We start from the raw sequence: 17,070 nt of genomic DNA, 5'->3' as shown, positions 1-17,070 counted from the left end.
TTTTCTAATATTTTTCAAATTATTACAGGCATTTTCAGGCTGCCAACGGCAAACCCGGATCCCATTTTCCACATAGAACAGCTGCTATTTGGGGCGGTAGAATCAGCTTCGACAGCAGAACCGAAGGTGGCGACTTGTGCTGAAACTTGCGCACAACGATCAAACATCTGCGCCATTTTCGGCCTAGAGCCGCGCGATCTCCGAATAGTCGTGACACCAAGAATCAGGACGTAGCAAAGGCGAACGGCATCGAGCCCTCGTAGCGGATCAAGAAACAGTCGATTGCATCGAGGGTCTTTGTGCGCGATGTGCGCCCATTAATGCTTCGTTAACCATGATTGTCGGCCAAAGATTTGCGTGCAATCCGGAAAAACCCTATCGCTTTTAGTCAAATCGTTCCATCTAACGCGAAAGAGAGCCCTCAATGGCAAATGTATTCGTTGCGTCGTTTCCAGGCGTGTCCTCGCTGAGCAATTACTTGGCTTTCGACGGGTTTGAAACCTCTCGTACATCGTTCGGAACCGTCGTCTCACCGACCGAGCTCGAACAGATCAGCGAAGATGGGTCAATTCTGCGTTTAGGCGGCGATTTCTCCAGCGACGATCAGGCCGATTGGCAGATTTTCTCGATGGATCATTCGCTTGATGGCTCCCCGATCGTCTCGATTTCTGACATCTCGATGAGTTTTGACCGTTTCGTTTCGCTGCGCGCCGAAGACGTCGCACGAGAACTTCTCTCCGGCGATGACCAAATCACCGCGCTCTTGAATGACAATGTAACGGCAATTCGAACCTATGCTGGCGGAGATCGGATTTCGCTGGGCGCCGGCGACGATACCGTAGCGGCCGGGGCTGGTAATGATTTTCTGACCGGCGGGTTGGGTGCTGATGTTCTTCGCGGCGGTTCGGGAGCCGACACATTGCACGGCAATGGTGGCGATGATGTACTACGCGGTGATGTTGGCCGTGATGTCATCTTCGGCGGCGTGGGAGTCGACCTACTTGGAGGTGGTCGTGGCAATGACCGCCTGATCGGTGGGTCAGGCAGTGACACAATTCGCGGCGGCGCCGGTGTTGATCGCCTGTACGGCGGAACCGGGGATGATGTCATGACAGGCGGTGACGGGGCCGATATCTTTGTGTTCAATGAGGGCGATCACACAGATCGCATAACCGACTTTGAGGTTGGCGTTGACCGCATCAAACTGGGTCGTGGAGCGGAGAGTATGGACGACGTCGACTTCGCACAGGTCGGCGACGATGCCGCGATCTATTTTGCCAATGTGACCATACTGGTCGAGGACACGGCGTTTTCCGAACTACAAAGCGCAGACCATTTTCTGTTCTGATATAGTGGCCGTAGGGCCAAATGTCCCGCCGACCCGGCATCAGCCCTCAGATCGGCTGATTTCTGGGCCGACTGACGGCAACAAGCGAGCCAACTTCAGGCTCATCGAAGGAGGTAAATGATGATAACTGTTAGGTGTAAACTCGTTGCCGCAGCACTGTCTTGCATCCTGCCGATGGCGGCAGCTGCGGATCCGTTGCCACGCAGCGCGAAGATCGCAAGCCCGCAGAAGATTGCAAAGATCTACTCTGGGAAGACCGAACTTTGGACCAACAACTGTGGTGGCGGCATCTATTTCGGGCCAGGCGGTCAGGCAAGAGCCTGGTGTGCTGACCAAAGTGAAAACCTGGGCGCGGGTACTTGGAGCGTCGATGCCAATGGCCAGATGTGCCAGGATCTTGTCTGGTATTACCCCAGCGGGCGCCGCGCCGGCGTCAGCGCAAGCGACAAATCCTGCATCAGCCATGTCGTAGATGCCTGGGGCGTCATGTGGCGCAGTTGGCCAAATGACCCAGAATGGTGGCCGATGGGAAAGGACGCAGGCCTGGTGCGTGGATATAAATTCCAGACACAGGTTCGGCAGACCCGTTCGAAACTGGGCTTCTGACAGTCGCAAAGAAACATCCAATTCGAGGGTCGGGCAAAAATCTGTCCGACCCTTCGCTTTTGGCTTGCGCCCGTGCTCTGCTACGCATAAACCCCGCAGCAGTGGACCGATAGCTCAGCTGGATAGAGTACTTGACTACGAATCAAGGGGTCGGGGGTTCGAATCCTCCTCGGTCCGCCACTACCTCCTGTTGTTGGACGCCAAGCAAAACTGACCCTCTTGTCAGGTTGCTGACCCTAAATCAGAAAACGTACGTTCATGCGGCAGGCCGCGAACGGCGCCAAGCGGCCGTTCAAGGTCTATCAGGAAAAAATGGCTGAGCAGGACAAACCAAGCATACCCGGAGCTTGGCCCCGCATAGGTTTTATTTGGGGGCGCCCGACGCAACACTTTTTGTGATCGACGTTTCAGCGCTTCTAATTATGCAACCTTCAAGCGGTCTCCGCCCTAAAAGGTAGAGCAGATAACCTATCCTAACAACGGACACGATGACCGATATCAACGAACTCCGCGCACCCGTGCTTGCAATCAACAGCCTTCCCAACGTCGATTGCACTTACACAATGCACTACGATGAAACCAACAACATACAGCGCCTGCATTTGACGCCCAACGGGTTGAACGTCCGAGCACCGCAGTGCTTCGTACTCGATGGGATCGCCCACCGGGATGCGCCGCCCCTGCTAGAGTTTGAGGATCTCCGTCAGTGTTCCGGCTTCAGAACTCGACGAAAGAACTTAAACTGGACCTGTCGCGGTTTGATGCCGCTCCTTTGATAGCATTTACTGCACCAAAGGAGATGAACTATGGGACTAAAACGGACGGACGAATTTCGCCAAGATGCGGTGCGGATTGCGTTAACCAGCGGGCTAACGCGTAAGCAGGTGGCGGATGATCTTGGCGTCGGTATGTCGACGCTGAACAAATGGATCACCGCGCACAGAGATACAGACGTGGTGTCGAAAGAAGATTTGAGCCTTGCTCAAGAGAATGACCGGCTTAGGCGTGAGAACCGCATTCTCAAGGAGGAGCGGGACATCCTAAAAAAAGCAACGCAGTTCTTCGCGAGCCAAAAGCCATGAGGTTTAGGTTCATCGAAGAACACCGGGATGCGTTTCCGGCAGCGCGCCTGTGTCAGGTTATGGATGTCAGCCTGCGCGGTTTGCGTGCGTTCCGCAGTCGGCCAGCCAGCCGCAGACAGCGATCTGACCTGGTCACGCTGGCGCATATCAAAGAACAGTCGCGTCTCAGTTTAGGCAGTTATGGCAGGCCGCGTATGACCGAAGAGCTGAAGGAGATCGGCTTGGATGTTGGCCATCGCCGTGTGGGCAGATTGATGCGTCAGAACGGCATATCTGTTGTTCGGACCCGCAAACACAAGGTGACCACTGACAGCGATCATAAGCTCAATATAGCACCCAACCTGCTGGATCGTGACTTCAACGCTGATAAACAAAACCAGAAATGGGCGGGTGACATCAGCTATGTCTGGACGCGCGAAGGCTGGTTGTATTTGGCTGTTATCCTGGACCTACATTCCAGGCGGGTAATCGGTTGGGCCGTTAGCAACCGCATGAAACGCGACTTGGCAATCCGAGCGTTGAACATGGCCATCGCGTTCCGGCAACCGCCCAAGGACTGCATCCACCACACCGATCGCGGATCGCAATATTGTTCTCATGATTATCAGAAGATCCTGCGCCAGCACGGCTTTAAGGTGTCCATGAGCGGCAAGGGTAATTGTTACGACAATGCTGCCGTCGAAACCTTCTTTAAGACGATCAAGGCGGAGCTGATCTGGCGGCATCCTTGGGAGACACGGCGGAAGGCTGAGATGGCAATCTTCGAATACATCAACGGGTTCTACAATCCACGACGCCGTCACTCAGCACTGGGCTGGATAAGCCCGGTCGCTTTCGAACGGAAGGTGGCTTAAACGAGCACTTGGAGCGGCACGAAAGCGTGACAAGACCAATTGCAATGCTTGCCAGAGCTGCGAGAAACATGATCGCCCCTCCCCAAATTACAGCCTGAAACCAAGAAATATTCTTTCGCATTAGTCTGTTGAGTATCGGAGCCGCAATTAGCCAGCTCGCAATAAATGCAATCGGGAGGCCGATGGCTGCGGCCCAAATCAGTATGTTGAAGAATTGGAGAAGTCCGGCACTGTTCATACCGGCAGAAATAGGAACCGCTATCGACAGCCAACCAAGAACAGCTGACAAATTGACTGCCCGCTTCCATTGTTTTCGGGTGTATGCGCGTTCAGCGTTTGGGTGCTGATCATCCATAGGCTTCTCCAAGTTCGATCATGGCAGCGTAGCAGACCTTTATGTAAACTGCAGCATCGGTCAAAGAGGGTTCTTGCTGCCTTGCGGCGATGCACCAGCAGGGTTGCAGCGTGCGCGCACATGTTCCCGGTCCTCAGAGGACGCCAGCCAGCCCGGAGAGGACGCCAGCCAGCCCGGAGCGGACATAGACATGGCCGCGGGTGCCATGATGCTGTCGGTGCAAAATTCCATGGTCAGTTATTCCCCGAAGCGGACGCTCGGCAGGGCTAAGCTGTCTCAGGTGATGCTGCGGACAGCACCAAGGGCAGCGAAGCGCAGATAGTATGCGTAGTTGGGCTACCTCTGTTTCGAGGTCGAGCTCCCAGTACGATCACAAGAGGTGGCCCGAGAAATATGAACAGTTGAGCTAGGTGGATTTTCCGCTCCTGATCCGGCGGCGTGCCGGGACGAAGGAGCAACGATGGCAAGACGACCCAGACGGAACCACAGCCCGGCATTCAAGGCGAAAGTCGCATTGTCAGCTTTGAAGGGCGACGAAACGATGAGCGAATTGGCGACGCAGTTTGACGTTCATCCAAACCAGATCAAGCAATGGAGAGACCAGCTCCTAGACGGCGTGACAGACGTTTTTGACGACAAGCCGAAGGCGTCGAAGGAGCCCGAGATCGATGTCAAATCGTTGCACGCGAAGATTGGCCAGTTGACGCTGGAAAACGGTTTTTTGCGCGAAGCGCTCGCCAAGGCCGGTCTGTTGGGGAGCGTAAAGAAATGACCAACCGCGACCACAAGCTGAGTTTGGCCCGCCAAGCCGATCTGCTCGGGATCATGCTGCACGATGCCAACAGAGCATCAATCAGACTGCGAAGAGACATGTGACCCGGATGAGTGACAATGACCCAGCGATCAAGGAAAACGAGCTTGACCCAAACACCCAATTAGAGAAGCGACCTTGGCAAAGTTATGCGAACGACCCAGAGTGCCCCTTGGAGCCATCCGCATTGAATGTCTTATTTGCGCACATAACGAAGCTCGTATGGATCGGCGGTAGGTGTTTTTGTTTGGAGCATCCCTCTTTTACGCCAAGCCTAAAATTCGCCAGATACCCGCAGAATTATCCCATCGTCATATTTGAATGACGCGGCAACCATGTCGCGCACAACTTTGTAGAATTGGCTTTGAAAAGGTTGCACCTGTGACCACAACGTCAAAGTCCCAGACATTCCCAGTCTGACAGGTCAAATCCAACCCGTTCTTTGTGCTATCCATAACCAGAATGCTATTTTTAGCGCAATTGGCGATAGCTGTGCGTGCGGTTACTTCGTCAGAATTATAATCCATTACTCTGCCGGTCTCCGACAGGCCGCCGCAGCTGAACACGGCATAGTCCACATTGAATTTAGAAAAAAATTCAAGTGCAGGCGTCCCAATCATATCCAGGTCGCGCATTCGGACAGCCCCACCTGCCAGTTCAACCGCAACGCCCTGAGCATGTTGCAGAGCGCAGACCGCGTGAATGCTGTTGGAGGCCACAAATAGGTCCTTGTGCGAGGCCAAAAAACGCGCGCATGTCTCTACTGTCGTGCCGGTGCCCAAAGCCAAGCGCGCACCATCTGGGATCAAGTTCTTGACTGATAAAGCAATTCGTTGCTTTTCCTGCCGTGCAATCCCTTCGCGTGGCAGATAGCCGATATTTTCGCTTTGTTGGCGCAGTCGCACGGTACCATTACGCCGCTGTACCAAGCCGGCCTCATCCAGATCCCGTAGATCTGCGCGGATCGTTTGAACAGAGACATCAAGTTCGAACGAAAGATCCATAGCCGAAAGCATATCATTCTCTGACAATAGCGATATGATCGTATCTCTTCGCTGGGTAACACCCCTTTTCACGGCAGGGTCCTCTAATAAAATATCAATTTTTCCATAATGTTAGGAAACTCGGCGGCGCACTGCAATATAAATATAACCTTCAAGTAACTGTTACAAACCTGTCAAGGTTCTCAGCGATAAGGCGACTCGCAAAATGCTTTCGTTCGAAAAAATAACCTTCAGGAGAGCCCTATGAAGTCCGTCCTCACATCCTCCGCTTTCGCGCTCTTGGCCAGCACAGCCATTGCCGACACGATCACCCTTTACACCTCGCAACCCAATGCTGACGCGCAGCGCACGGTTGATGCCTTTATGGCAGCCAACCCCGGCACTGAAGTCGATTGGGTGCGTGATGGCACGACCAAGCTGATGGCACGCCTGCGCGCGGAGATCGAAGCCGGTAACCCGCAGCCTGACGTGCTTTTGATCGCAGACACCGTAACCCTTGAAGGCATGGCACAACAGGGCCTGCTGAATGCCTATAGCTCCCCCGAAGCCGAGAACTACGACGCAGCCCTCTTCTCACCCAAGGGGTTTTACTACTCCACCAAACTGATCACGACCGGCCTTGTCTACAATACCGGCGTTGAAACCGCACCGACATCTTGGGGCGACCTTTCTGACGCCTCAATCAAGGGTCAGATCGCAATGCCATCACCTCTGTATTCCGGTGCCGCGTTGATCCACCTTGCCACGCTCACAAGCGACGACAGCTTGGGCTGGGACTACTACGAAGGCCTTGCCGCCAACGGGGTGCGCGCACAGGGCGGCAATGGTGGTACGTTCAAGGCCGTCGCCTCGGGCGAAAAACCCTACGGCATGGTCGTGGACTTCCTCGCGATCCGCAACAAGGCCGATGGGTCGCCAGTAGAGTTCGTTTTCCCTGAGGAAGGCGTCTCCTATGTGACTGAGCCGGTTGCGATCTTGTCCTCTGCCAAGAACGTTGCGGGCGCAGAGAAGTTTGTCGACTTCTTGCTGAGCGAAGACGGTCAGGACCTGGTTCTGGATATGGGCTATATCCCGGCTCGCGACGGCATGGGTGTCCCCGCAGGTTTCCCCGCGCGCGATGACATCAAGTTGATGGCCTTTGATCCTGCCGAAGCGCTCGCAAACGCAGATGCCAACAAAGCCAAATTCTCAGAGCTTTTCGGCGCTGAGTAATGTTTGCCGCACAATACAACGGAGGCAGCCGGTCCGAGGCCCGGCTGCTCTCTGCTATTCTGGTCGTCGCGATCTGTCTGACGCTTGCCCCAGTGTTGCGCCTTTTTGTCGAGGGCGTCACGTATCAAGGGGACCCCAGCCTTACCCTGATGCGCGATGTGCTGGCGCAGCCCTCAACCTTGAGCGCGCTTAAACATTCTTTGATCACGGCTGGTTGTGGCACTTTGGTATCTTTGGTGCTGGGATCTGCTTTTGCATTTCTCGTCGCGCTGACAGACCTGAGGGCGAAGGCGGCGCTGGTTTTCTGCCTGATGATCCCAATGATGATCCCGCCGCAGATTACCGCGCTGTCTTGGGTCCAGATTATGGGGCCTTCGTCGGCTCTGTTGAAAACGCTGGGCATCGCGCCTCCACTTGGGGCGCCGCAGCCACTCTATTCGCCTGAGGGGATTATTTTTCTTCTGGGCATCCAGCATATGTCGATCATTTTTCTGACATTGCGCGCTGGCCTGCGATCTGTCCCCCAAGACGTTGTTGAGGCCGCCCGTATCAGCGGTGCGAAAGGGTTGCGCATATGGTGGCAAGTGGTGCTGCCGCTGACCCTGCCCAGTCTGGGTGCCGGTACGGCAATCACCTTTGTGACCGCTCTTGGCAATTTTGGCATTCCGGCGATGCTGGGCATTCCGGCAGGCTATGCGACGTTGCCGACGCTTGTCTATCAGAAGCTGGCGGGAATGGGGACGACGGTCTTGGCCGAAGTTTCGGTTCTAGCGATGCTAATCGGGGTTGTGGCTGTTGCCGGTATTTTGTTGCAACGTCTCTTCCAGACCCGTCAGAAGCTACACCTTGTCGGTAGCACATCCCGCCCCTTAGTTCTGCCGCTGGGTAAGGCGCGCCTGCCTGTTGAAATCCTTCTGTGGGCGGTGATTTTTGCCATCCTTGTGTTGCCGATGTTTGGCCTTTTGGCCACCTCCTTGATACCCGCCTACGGGGTGCCGCTGCGCCTTGATACGGTCAGCATTGCGTCGTGGCAGGAGGTGATTTTCCGGCAACCCTCAACATCACGCGCGTTTACCAACTCATTCGGGCTGGCAATGGGCGCATCCTTGGTGCTTGTCGTGATTTGCTTCCCCCTGGCGTGGCTGATGGAGAGGCGCAAGAACCGGCTTGCCCGCCTGTTCGATAGCCTGCTTGACTTGCCCTACGCGCTGCCGGGGGTGGTTTTGTCGATTGCCATGATCTTGCTACTGATCAAGCTGCCTTTCACAGATGCCACGCTTTACGGCACCATCTGGATTATTTTTCTGGCCTATATCGCGCGCTTCTTTGCGGTCATGTTCCGTCCGGTTCAGGCCAGCCTCAAACAGTTTGATCCGGCGATGGACGAGGCAGCGCAATCGGTTGGTGCTTCGCTTTACCGGCGTTTGCGTGATGTGATCTTTCCGCTTTCGGCACCTGCTGCGGCGGCGGGGGCGATTCTTGTCTTTCTCACCGCGTTCAACGAAGTCACGGTGTCTGCGCTTTTGTGGTCCTCGGGCACCGAGACGCTTGGCGTGGTGATTTTCAATCTCGATGACAGCGGCGAAACCGGCATGGCCAGCGCATTGGCGATGACCATCGTGCTTGTCGTCATCGTCCTCATGGCGCTGATTCAGTTGTTATCACGCCGCTTTCCCAAAGGAGTTGTCCCATGGCAGACATAGACCTGTCCGGCGTTGGCAAGACATTCGCAGGTACGCCTGCGCTACAAGACATTACAACGCGGTTTGACGACGGCGAATTTATTGCGCTTTTGGGGCCATCGGGCTGTGGCAAAACCACGCTTTTACGGATCTTGGCAGGTTTTGAAGCGCCCAGCTACGGACGCCTGCGCATCGGGACGCGCGAAATGGCCAACGCCCGGACGGGCGCGAACCTGCCCCCCGAGGTGCGCAAAATCGGGTTTGTGTTCCAATCCTATGCGCTTTGGCCGCATATGTCTGTGCGGCGCAATATATCCTACCCGCTTGAGATCCGAAAACTATCCAAGGCAGAAATCGCAAATCAGACCGATGCCGCCTTGGCCTCAACCGGGCTGGTGGACTATGCCGATCGTATGCCTTCTGACCTTTCGGGGGGGCAAAGGCAGCGGGTAGCCTTGGCCCGTTGCCTTGTGTCTGACCCCTGCGCGGTCCTGCTGGATGAGCCTTTGGCCAACCTTGATGTGGCACTCCGCGCGACGATGCAGGGCGTCTTTACCGACTTCCACGAGCGTACCGGCGCCACGATGGTTTATGTGACTCATGATCAAACCGAAGCCATGGCGATGGCCGACAGGATTGCAGTCATGGATCAAGGGCGCATTCAGCAATTCGATACACCGCAAACCCTTTACGAGCGGCCAAAGAACCGCTTTGTCGCAGAATTCGTCGGGCGCGGCGCAGTAGTGCCGGTGCAAGAGCACAAATCCGGCGGAAACGCGCAACAGGCGCGTATTCTGGGGGCCGAGGTTGCAGTGCAATCCGCAAGCCAGGAGGCGCAGGTCAGCCATGTCTGTCTGCGCCCTGAAAACCTGACCATTACCGAGACAGGAGATCTGCGCAGCAAAGTCGCGCGGGTCACCTATGTGGGCGGTAAATACCTGTTGGAAGCGGTGACCGACTGCGGTGCACGCCTGTTTGCCGAAACCCGCGCCCGTTTCGAGGTCGGCACCCAATTGGGCCTTACAATTACAACTCCTTGGGCTTTTTGGGAGGATTAAATGCAAAGCATACGTTTACTTTCCGGCATAGGGGACAAAGGTCCCGCATGCATAAAACTGACCTCGGATAATCGGATTTGGCTGCTTGATTGCGGCTTTGGCCCCGAGGCTAACGCGTATTTCGATCCCCTCTGGCTTGAGGGGGCCGAGGCTGTGTTCATCACCCACGACCACATTGATCACATCGGCGGGGCCTCTTATGCTGTGGAGGCAGGGCTGCCTATATATGCCACGGCGCAGACTGCCAAGGCGCTTCCCCCTGCCGCTAAAGTGCATCTGTTGCCCGAACAAGGTCAGACGGTGATCGATGGCGTAACACTGACCACGGGCCGCAATGGGCACGCGATGGGCGGTGTTTGGTTCCACTTCGATCTGGGAGAAGGGTTCTACTATTCTGGTGATTGGTCTGAGGAATCTGATTGGTTTTCCTTCGATGCGCCGCCTCCGGCTGCGACAGCCATTTTGGATTGCTCTTATCATTTGGATGATGTCCCGCAATCTCAACGCCTTGAGGCGATGCATGCCCTGCTGGACAGGGTGCAGGGTCAGGTGCTTTTACCTGTGCCCCCGTCTGGCCGTGCAGGTGAGATGGCGCTGCATCTGATCCGGTGCTACGGACCTGAAAGTGTAATGCTTGACCCTGAGTGCCAAGATACGCTGCGCGCCGCGCTGAACAGTGGCAATGTCAGTGCCAATGCCCAAGAAATCGCTCCGCTTCTGGACCGTGGTCCGATGGAGCAAGCGCGTTTCCTAATCTGCGATACACCCAACGCCGACGGTGGTGCCGCTTGGGGGTATGTGCAGGCCTGGCATGAAAGCGGCCGTTTGGGGCGCGATGCCCATGTTGTATTCACAGGCCATATGACGGCCCATGCGCGTGGCATTTGCAGTGTTCCGGGCGGCTATTTCCAACGTTGGAACGTGCATCCTCCCCTGCGCGATCAGGTGAAGATGCTAAAGCGCCTTGGCGCAAAGCGCTTTGCGCCCGCTTTTTGCGCCCATCCTGAGGATTACCTTGTTGAAGGATTGGATGCCGAGGTGTTCTTCCACGAACGGGTGCGCTTATGAACACGCCCCCTTTGCCATCTCAAGACTTTTGCCTGATCCGGCACGGAGAGACAACCGCCAACGCAGATGCGATCATCGCGGGTGTCACGGATGTTCAGCTGACCCAGCTGGGCCGCAATCAGGCGCGCGCGCTATCTCACACGACATGGCCAGAGCAAATCGCGATCTACGCCAGTCCGATGTCACGGGCGCAAGACACTGCACGCCTTGCCTTTCCGGGCCAGCATTTCTGGCTGCACAACGGATTAAGAGAACGCGACTGGGGCGTGTTTGAGGGGAAACCACTGACTGAACAGCCCCTCCGGGAAGATACGCCGGATCAAGGCGAATGCTGGTCCGGCATGATAATGCGAGTGCACACCGCGATTACAGAAATTTGCGCGGCCTCGCAGGGAAAACTACCGGTTCTTGTTTGTCATTCAGGCATCATTCGTGCGGCTCGTATCCTTTGGACAACCGGCGACGCAGGGCGGCGCCCTCCAAATGCGACACCGCTCCTTTTCAAACAGACAGACAGCAAAATGATGGAGACGCCCCTATGACTCAAGCAACACCTATCCCATGTGTGGTATTCGACGTCGATGGCACACTTGCTGAATTCGATGCAGACCGCCTTGGCCATCTTGTGCATGGTGTTGAAAAACACTGGGATGAGTTTCATCATGCCATGGCTGATGCCGCGTTGATTGCACCAATTGCGAAACTTATGCGCCGGCTGAAAGAAAGCGGGGAGACCATCGTGATCTGTTCCGGGCGGCCAAAAGGCTGGGCCGAACACACGATTGCATGGCTTCACAAACATGACCTGCCTTTCGACGGTATATATTTGCGGGCGATGGATCAGGACAGTGCGAGTGACCCAGAAGTAAAGCGCAGTGCGCTGAACGAAATGAAAGCAGATGGCTTCAAGCCTTGGCTGGTAATTGATGACCGCACTTCGGTCGTCGAGGCTTGGCGCAACGAAGGGCTCGTTTGCCTCCAATGTGCACCAGGGGATTTCTGATCACACATTGTTGATATTTAAACAGCAGTCTGACACGTCGACGGATTAATAAGAGCATTATGTCGAGAGTAAACACTGTGGACGCGTAAAATAAGCTGGATGTGGGTTTTCTTCGCTATTTTGCGTGTATCACCAGTATGCAGCGAACGATCGGAGTCCTTCCATGGCATCGTTAGGCCATGTCCGCTTAGGGCTGGATGCGGTGATCCCATGATAGGCGGAGGTACGGGATCTACTGCAACTTTGGTGCTGCAACGCCAGACTTTCTGCGGCAGCGCATAATCTGAGACGGAAGCTGGCGACCTTTCGGGCTGTTTGATCAAGGCGCATCAATCTTGGAACAACAACGCTTGTCCACCGAAGCTAACAGACATATCTCTGCAGTAGCTGGCCTTCATAAGATTTCAAAGAAGGCCGGGCCACGGAAATAGCACTCATGTTGTGCGAAGTTCTGGAAACAGCTCCAGAATCTCTTCTCGCGTTTCTTCAGAGAAACTGTCGAGCGATTGATCTCCCGGATAAAAACTCTCGGAAGGCACGCCTTCAGCATAAATCACTTGGTGCCGATCAAACAGTAGATGGTAATACTCAACCTCACCGCCTGGTTTTGCCCGGATACTGCAATCGTTTACAAGATGCTTTGCCACTATCAGCACCTCAGAACTGCCAAACATAAGTTCGGCATGAGCGCTTGTGACGGCTCTGTTGCACAAACCGGCTGATGGCCGGTGTTCCCCTTTCCCCGGACAGACTTATCCCACGGGCTCTGTGACAGGGATGCCGAGCGCAGTGTAGCCGTTCAGAACGGCGATACGGACCTGAAACTCCGCGACCTGCCGGTCGAAGTCCCGCGCCATGAGGCGCTGCCCCAACAGTTTCACGCAATGCATCCACTGACCGGCAGGGTTATGCGAAGCATGATCCCGAGAGGTTTTGTTTCGACGCGGCTTCGACGGTGGTATCCGCTCCATCGTCGCCAGAGGGCACGACCGAGGTATTTCGATGCCCGCAGTGCTTCGTTTCGTGCGACCGCACCGGCGGTGACGGTCTGCCACGGTTTGGCGTTCTTGCGGGGCGGGATGACAGCGTGGGCACCGCGGTCAGCGATTGGATCGTGGCATTTGCGGGTGTCGTAGGCACCGTCGGCAGTGACGCTGCTGATCTGCACGTACGCGGGGGTCTGGTTGAGCAGGTCGGGTAATACCGGCTCCTCGCCGATATGGTTCCCTGTGATCTCTACGGCCCGAACCTCCAGCGTTTCCTCATCAATCCCCAAGTGGATCTTGCGCCAGACGCACCGCTTGGGACCGCCATGCTTGCGGGCGTGCCACTCGCCTTCGCCTTCGACCTTGATACCCGTGCTGTCGATCAGCAGGTGCAGTGGGCCCTTCGACCCGCGATACGGGATGTTTACGGCCAGGGTCTTCTGACGGCGGGACAGCGTGCTGAAGTCAGGCACCGACCAGTCGAGACCGACCAGCCGCAGCAGGCTTTCGACGAAGCCTATCGTCTGCCGAAGCGCCATGCCGAACAGCCCCTTCATCGAAAGGCATGTCTGGATGGCGGCATCGCTGTAGGTCTGCTGGCGGCCGCGCCTGCCTGTCGGCGCGGCATCCCAGCTCATCTCAGGGTAAAACCGGATCGTCAGCGAGCCGCGGCGCTTGAGCGCATGATTGTAGGCTGGCCAGTTCCTGGTCCTGTAGGTCGGGGGTGAAGGTCTGCTCATGCATCCCAGCTACCACGCTGGATTCATGAGATGAATCCCACACGGAATTTGTGCAACAGAGCCCCCTTTATGGAACACATTCGTGGCGGACGGCGTCTGCCGACTATTCAAGAGTCGCCAGACGCTCGCGGTTCAGTTGTTTTTCGAAAGGGTATCCAGAAGCACCGGCTTCTCCCCCGAGAAGTCGATCCAGGCATTGGTGCCGTTCAGGCGGGAACCGGCCACATTGTCCGCATCAAAATGGATCTCGAACTGCTCGGGCCCGTGCGCATAGGCGACAAAAAGCCCGTATTCCGGGTTAAGAAATCCGCCGTGCGGCCGGATGCCAGGATAGCTGATGCGCCAGGCCTCGCCCTCCGGGCCGACATGACCCAGGGTCAGCTTGCCGATGACATCGCCGGGCAGCTCAAAGAACCAGACCCAAGGGCCGCCGGAGACGACGGTCATCACCTCATCGATGCCGGTGCCGTCCTCGGCGTGGTTGATGTGCAGCGGGCCGAATTTCTTGTGGACCCAGACCCGGGTCTCCGCGTCCATCTTGTTCATGTCATAGACCTTGGGGTAGGGCGCAACACCCGGTTCCGAAGTGGTGAGCGAGCCGCCGTTTTCGACCGTCGGCTCCCGCCCTGCGGCGGCGATTTCCGCCAGCAGATCTTCGCGGGTCAGTTCAAGGGCAGAGATCAGCTGCGCCTCCTCCTCGGCTGTGATGGCGCGGCTGCGGGAGGCCTCAAGGACCGGAAGCGCCTGATCCGGGATTGCAACGGTGCTTATGCGGACACCGACGCTGTTCAGCACCGCATTCACGTCCTCCACGCCAAGCGAGGCCGGGCGGCTATCGGTGTATTCCAGTTCCAGGAGGCCGGCGGTGTCTGCGGCGCCGGCAAGCCCATGGGCGGGGAGCCACAGTACGGCTGCGGCTGCGGCAAGTTTTGAAAGCAGTTTCATAGTGGAGTTCTCCAGTTCAGTGTCCGGGGCAGTGGACCCGGCGGGGTTGTGGGTGATGTGCTCAGGTGGGGTAGGCTGTGCCGTCCCGCCCATGCGGGTCATCGAGATCCTGATCCGGACCAGTAGAGATGATCCCGTGCGGGTTGATGTGCCGGTGGCTCAGGAAATAGTGCTGGCGAATGGCCTCCATCTCGATCGTGGCGGCCACGCCGGGCACTTGGTATAGGTCGCGCAAGTAAGGGCCGAGGTTGCGGTAATCAGCGATCCGCTTGCGGTCGGTCTTGAAGTGCGTCGCATAAACTGGGTCGAACCGGACAAGGGTGGTGAACAGGCGCCAGTCCGCTTCGGTGGTCCGCTCCCCGGTCAGGTAGCGACGGGTGCCGAGCAGGGCGTCCAGCTCCACCAGCTTGCCGAACAAATCGGTGATTGCGGCGTCATAGGCGGCCTGGGTGGTGGCAAAGCCTGCACGGTAGACGCCATTGCTGACCGGGGCATAGATTTCGGCGCTGATCCGGTCGATGTCCTGCTGCAGATCCGGCGGGTAGAAATCCGGCGTGGCGCCTGCCAGCTCATCGAAGGCCGAATTCAGCATCCGCATGATCTCTCCGGAATCGTTACTGACAATGCGGCAGGTCTTCTTGTCCAGCAGCACCGGCACGGTAACCGGCCCGGTGTGGCTTGGATCTGCGCGCTGATAGACCTGATAGAGGTACTCATCCCGCGGCACTCCGGCTGTCGGATCATGAGCTGCGGCGTCGATCTGCCACCCGTCAGGACCTGCCATCGGCAGCATCTGGGTGACGGTGATAATCTTCTCCAGCCCCTTCAGCGCACGCAGGATCGTGGTGCGGTGACTCCAGGGACAGGCCATGGAGACATAAAGGTGGTAGCGGCCTACCTCAGCCGGGAATTCCGCCTCCGCCTGTGGCTCGATCCGATTGCGGAAACCACTGCTCATGCGGCGGAACACCCCGTCTCCCGGTTTTGGTTTTTCGGTGAGAATACCGTCAATCGGCATCTTTGCCATGGGTCGCCTCCTTGATGACGGGGCAAAGATAGAATGTTTCCATAGGCGCGATAATCTGGCTAAGGTGAAACTTATCGTTGAGAAAAACTCACCCCAGTCGGAGAATGCTGATGGAAGGAATGGGGGACATCCCGGTGGTTGTGGCAGTAGCCGAAACCCAAGGGTTTGCTGCTGCAGCGCGGCGATTGGGGGTGACAAAATCCGCAGTCAGCAAGCGGATCACCCAGATCGAGAGGCGGCTGGGGGCGCAACTGTTTCACCGCTCCACCCGCAATGTCAGCCTGACCGAGGCGGGCGAGCATTTCTATGCCCATGCGGTCCGGGCGCAAGAGGCGGCGCAGGAGGCCGAGGACAGCGTGCTGGCGTTGCAAGAGGCCCCCAAGGGGCGTCTGAAGGTGAATGTGCCGATGGCCTTCGGGCGTTTGCATGTGGCTCCGCTGATTTCCGCCTTTCTGGCGCGTCACCCCGGCGTATCTATGGAAATGGTTATGGATGACCGGGTGGCAGATCTGTTCGCTGACGGGTTCGACCTAGCGCTGCGCGGCGGAACGCTCGCGGATTCCGCGCTGGTCGCCCGCAAGATTGCACCATTGCACAACGTTCTGGTTGCTGCCCCGGCCTATTTGGAACGCCACGGCGCGCCGGAGGCGGTCCGCGATCTCAGTACCCACAACTGTCTGCAATATTCCTATAGCCGGGATTTCCAGGAATGGGTTTTCAACTCCGGTGGCGAGGTGGAGACTTTCCGCCCCGGTGGTAGCTACAGCGTTAACAATGGTGACGCGCTGCGGGAGGCTATTTTGGGCGGGACAGGGATAGGTCGGTTGCCGACTTTCAGCGCTGGCCCGGACCTGGCGACCGGGCGACTGGTACGGGTACTGCCCCAATGTCGGCTGCCGTCTCAGACGCTCTATGCCGTCTATCCGGAGCGCCGCTATTTGCCCGCCAAAGTGCGGGTTTTCATTGATTTCATCCTGGAGCATCTTGGCGGTGATCAGCCATCATGGGACCAGAACGCCTGAATGTGAAAACTGCCTCCATGTCACATATTGTATTGCGTCAGTACGGCCAGGCAGACACAGCTGAAAAGCGATCCGCTCGCCTTTTCCGTCCCGTGCGTCATCCCCCTGTTGGGGGGCGTGCAGCGGGTAAAACATGTGCCTGAAACCACATAGTGAGCCGTCCTCTTCAATGGCCAACGGGGCGTTAGGTGCATGACCAAAGAAAAAGATGTTTGTGCCTATCTTTTTACGATGAGTTGTCGGAAAAATTAACCTCGACTACTAGAG

The 17,070-nt window shown here is 56.7% G+C and carries 14 protein-coding genes, 1 tRNA gene and 2 pseudogenes; 12 read left to right on the top strand and 5 right to left on the bottom strand.

All coding sequences use genetic code 11. From position 1 onward, the window contains the following. The first annotated feature begins 424 nt into the window (after window positions 1-424). From INHI_RS0102040 to INHI_RS0102000, 5 genes and pseudogenes are all read left to right on the top strand, one after another. Window positions 425-1,348 carry a calcium-binding protein gene (locus INHI_RS0102040; protein ID WP_027246531.1) on the top strand — a complete coding sequence of 308 codons (924 nt, stop codon included), beginning with the start codon at window positions 425-427 and terminating at the stop codon, window positions 1,346-1,348. Between the two features lie 117 nt (window positions 1,349-1,465). Beyond that, window positions 1,466-1,954 carry a DUF995 domain-containing protein gene (locus INHI_RS0102035; protein ID WP_027246530.1) on the top strand — a complete coding sequence of 163 codons (489 nt, stop codon included), beginning with the start codon at window positions 1,466-1,468 and terminating at the stop codon, window positions 1,952-1,954. A gap of 103 nt (window positions 1,955-2,057) precedes the next feature. Then, window positions 2,058-2,134, top strand: a tRNA-Arg gene (locus tag INHI_RS0102030). A gap of 626 nt (window positions 2,135-2,760) precedes the next feature. Then, window positions 2,761-3,890 (top strand): IS3 family transposase gene (locus INHI_RS0102010; RefSeq protein WP_155805531.1). Its coding sequence is split into 2 segments (ribosomal slippage): window positions 2,761-2,995 and window positions 2,995-3,890, totalling 1,131 coding nucleotides; the frame shifts between segments, so codons are not numbered across the junction. 815 nt (window positions 3,891-4,705) lie between these two features. Continuing rightward, a pseudogene (locus INHI_RS0102000) lies at window positions 4,706-5,067 on the top strand (transposase); the annotation flags it as partial. A 300-nt stretch (window positions 5,068-5,367) separates the two neighbouring features. Here the strand turns inward: INHI_RS0102000 and INHI_RS0101990 are convergent. Beyond that, complete coding sequence (locus tag INHI_RS0101990) at window positions 5,368-6,099, bottom strand: DeoR/GlpR family DNA-binding transcription regulator (protein ID WP_282052749.1); 732 nt, start codon at window positions 6,097-6,099, stop codon at window positions 5,368-5,370. A gap of 204 nt (window positions 6,100-6,303) precedes the next feature. Between INHI_RS0101990 and INHI_RS0101985 the strand changes: the two genes are divergently transcribed. The 6 genes from INHI_RS0101985 to INHI_RS0101960 are packed head-to-tail and all read left to right on the top strand — an operon-like array spanning window position 6,304 to window position 12,083. Further along, a complete protein-coding gene (locus INHI_RS0101985; RefSeq protein ID WP_027246526.1) occupies window positions 6,304-7,272 on the top strand; it encodes an ABC transporter substrate-binding protein in 969 nt (322 codons plus the stop codon). Continuing rightward, window positions 7,272-8,975 (top strand): ABC transporter permease, encoded by a 1,704-nt coding sequence (locus INHI_RS0101980; protein WP_027246525.1) that lies wholly within the window; start codon window positions 7,272-7,274, stop codon window positions 8,973-8,975. Before INHI_RS0101985 ends, INHI_RS0101980 begins: the two co-directional genes overlap by 1 nt. Next, on the top strand, window positions 8,963-10,012 hold the full coding sequence (locus tag INHI_RS0101975) for an ABC transporter ATP-binding protein (RefSeq protein WP_027246524.1): 1,050 nt from the start codon (window positions 8,963-8,965) through the stop codon (window positions 10,010-10,012). The genes INHI_RS0101980 and INHI_RS0101975 overlap by 13 nt, the downstream gene beginning before the upstream one ends. Further along, window positions 10,013-11,080 (top strand): MBL fold metallo-hydrolase, encoded by a 1,068-nt coding sequence (locus INHI_RS0101970; RefSeq protein WP_027246523.1) that lies wholly within the window; start codon window positions 10,013-10,015, stop codon window positions 11,078-11,080. After that, complete coding sequence (locus INHI_RS0101965; RefSeq protein ID WP_014889308.1) at window positions 11,077-11,622, top strand: histidine phosphatase family protein; 546 nt, start codon at window positions 11,077-11,079, stop codon at window positions 11,620-11,622. Before INHI_RS0101970 ends, INHI_RS0101965 begins: the two co-directional genes overlap by 4 nt. Then, window positions 11,619-12,083: a phosphatase domain-containing protein gene (locus tag INHI_RS0101960; RefSeq protein ID WP_027246522.1), complete on the top strand. Its 465-nt coding sequence runs from the start codon at window positions 11,619-11,621 to the stop codon at window positions 12,081-12,083. The genes INHI_RS0101965 and INHI_RS0101960 overlap by 4 nt, the downstream gene beginning before the upstream one ends. A gap of 434 nt (window positions 12,084-12,517) precedes the next feature. Here INHI_RS0101960 and INHI_RS0101955 read toward each other — a convergent pair whose 3' ends face one another. The 4 genes and pseudogenes from INHI_RS0101955 to INHI_RS0101935 form a co-directional block, all read right to left on the bottom strand. Next, window positions 12,518-12,730 carry a Hint domain-containing protein gene (locus tag INHI_RS0101955; protein ID WP_162148079.1) on the bottom strand — a complete coding sequence of 71 codons (213 nt, stop codon included), beginning with the start codon at window positions 12,728-12,730 and terminating at the stop codon, window positions 12,518-12,520. Window positions 12,731-12,835: 105 nt separating this feature from the next. Continuing rightward, window positions 12,836-13,809: pseudogene (locus tag INHI_RS20170) on the bottom strand (IS5 family transposase). Between the two features lie 132 nt (window positions 13,810-13,941). Next, window positions 13,942-14,754: a hypothetical protein gene (locus INHI_RS0101940; RefSeq protein WP_027246519.1), complete on the bottom strand. Its 813-nt coding sequence runs from the start codon at window positions 14,752-14,754 to the stop codon at window positions 13,942-13,944. Between the two features lie 61 nt (window positions 14,755-14,815). Further along, window positions 14,816-15,781, bottom strand: a complete 966-nt coding sequence (locus tag INHI_RS0101935) for a glutathione S-transferase family protein (RefSeq protein WP_027246518.1) — start codon at window positions 15,779-15,781, stop codon at window positions 14,816-14,818. A gap of 110 nt (window positions 15,782-15,891) precedes the next feature. On the opposite strand from INHI_RS0101935, the gene INHI_RS0101930 reads away from it, so the two are divergent. Beyond that, window positions 15,892-16,803, top strand: a complete 912-nt coding sequence (locus INHI_RS0101930) for a LysR family transcriptional regulator (RefSeq protein WP_027246517.1) — start codon at window positions 15,892-15,894, stop codon at window positions 16,801-16,803. Window positions 16,804-17,070: the final 267 nt, after the last annotated feature.

The organism is Phaeobacter inhibens DSM 16374 (assembly GCF_000473105.1).
In the GTDB taxonomy this organism is placed as follows: domain Bacteria; phylum Pseudomonadota; class Alphaproteobacteria; order Rhodobacterales; family Rhodobacteraceae; genus Phaeobacter; species Phaeobacter inhibens.
The sequence above is the reverse complement of the archived record's forward strand: the minus strand, read 5'-3'. Positions and strand labels throughout refer to the sequence as shown.

Coding starts and splice junctions, on each gene's coding strand:
- INHI_RS0101970 (WP_027246523.1), top strand. CDS start 10,013: ATGCAAAGCATACGTTTACTTTCCGGCATAGGGGACAAAGGTCCCGCA.
- INHI_RS0101960 (WP_027246522.1), top strand. CDS start 11,619: ATGACTCAAGCAACACCTATCCCATGTGTGGTATTCGACGTCGATGGC.
- INHI_RS0101965 (WP_014889308.1), top strand. CDS start 11,077: ATGAACACGCCCCCTTTGCCATCTCAAGACTTTTGCCTGATCCGGCAC.
- INHI_RS0101935 (WP_027246518.1), bottom strand. CDS start 15,781: ATGGCAAAGATGCCGATTGACGGTATTCTCACCGAAAAACCAAAACCG.
- INHI_RS0101985 (WP_027246526.1), top strand. CDS start 6,304: ATGAAGTCCGTCCTCACATCCTCCGCTTTCGCGCTCTTGGCCAGCACA.
- INHI_RS0101980 (WP_027246525.1), top strand. CDS start 7,272: ATGTTTGCCGCACAATACAACGGAGGCAGCCGGTCCGAGGCCCGGCTG.
- INHI_RS0101930 (WP_027246517.1), top strand. CDS start 15,892: ATGGAAGGAATGGGGGACATCCCGGTGGTTGTGGCAGTAGCCGAAACC.
- INHI_RS0102035 (WP_027246530.1), top strand. CDS start 1,466: ATGATGATAACTGTTAGGTGTAAACTCGTTGCCGCAGCACTGTCTTGC.
- INHI_RS0102040 (WP_027246531.1), top strand. CDS start 425: ATGGCAAATGTATTCGTTGCGTCGTTTCCAGGCGTGTCCTCGCTGAGC.
- INHI_RS0101975 (WP_027246524.1), top strand. CDS start 8,963: ATGGCAGACATAGACCTGTCCGGCGTTGGCAAGACATTCGCAGGTACG.
- INHI_RS0101940 (WP_027246519.1), bottom strand. CDS start 14,754: ATGAAACTGCTTTCAAAACTTGCCGCAGCCGCAGCCGTACTGTGGCTC.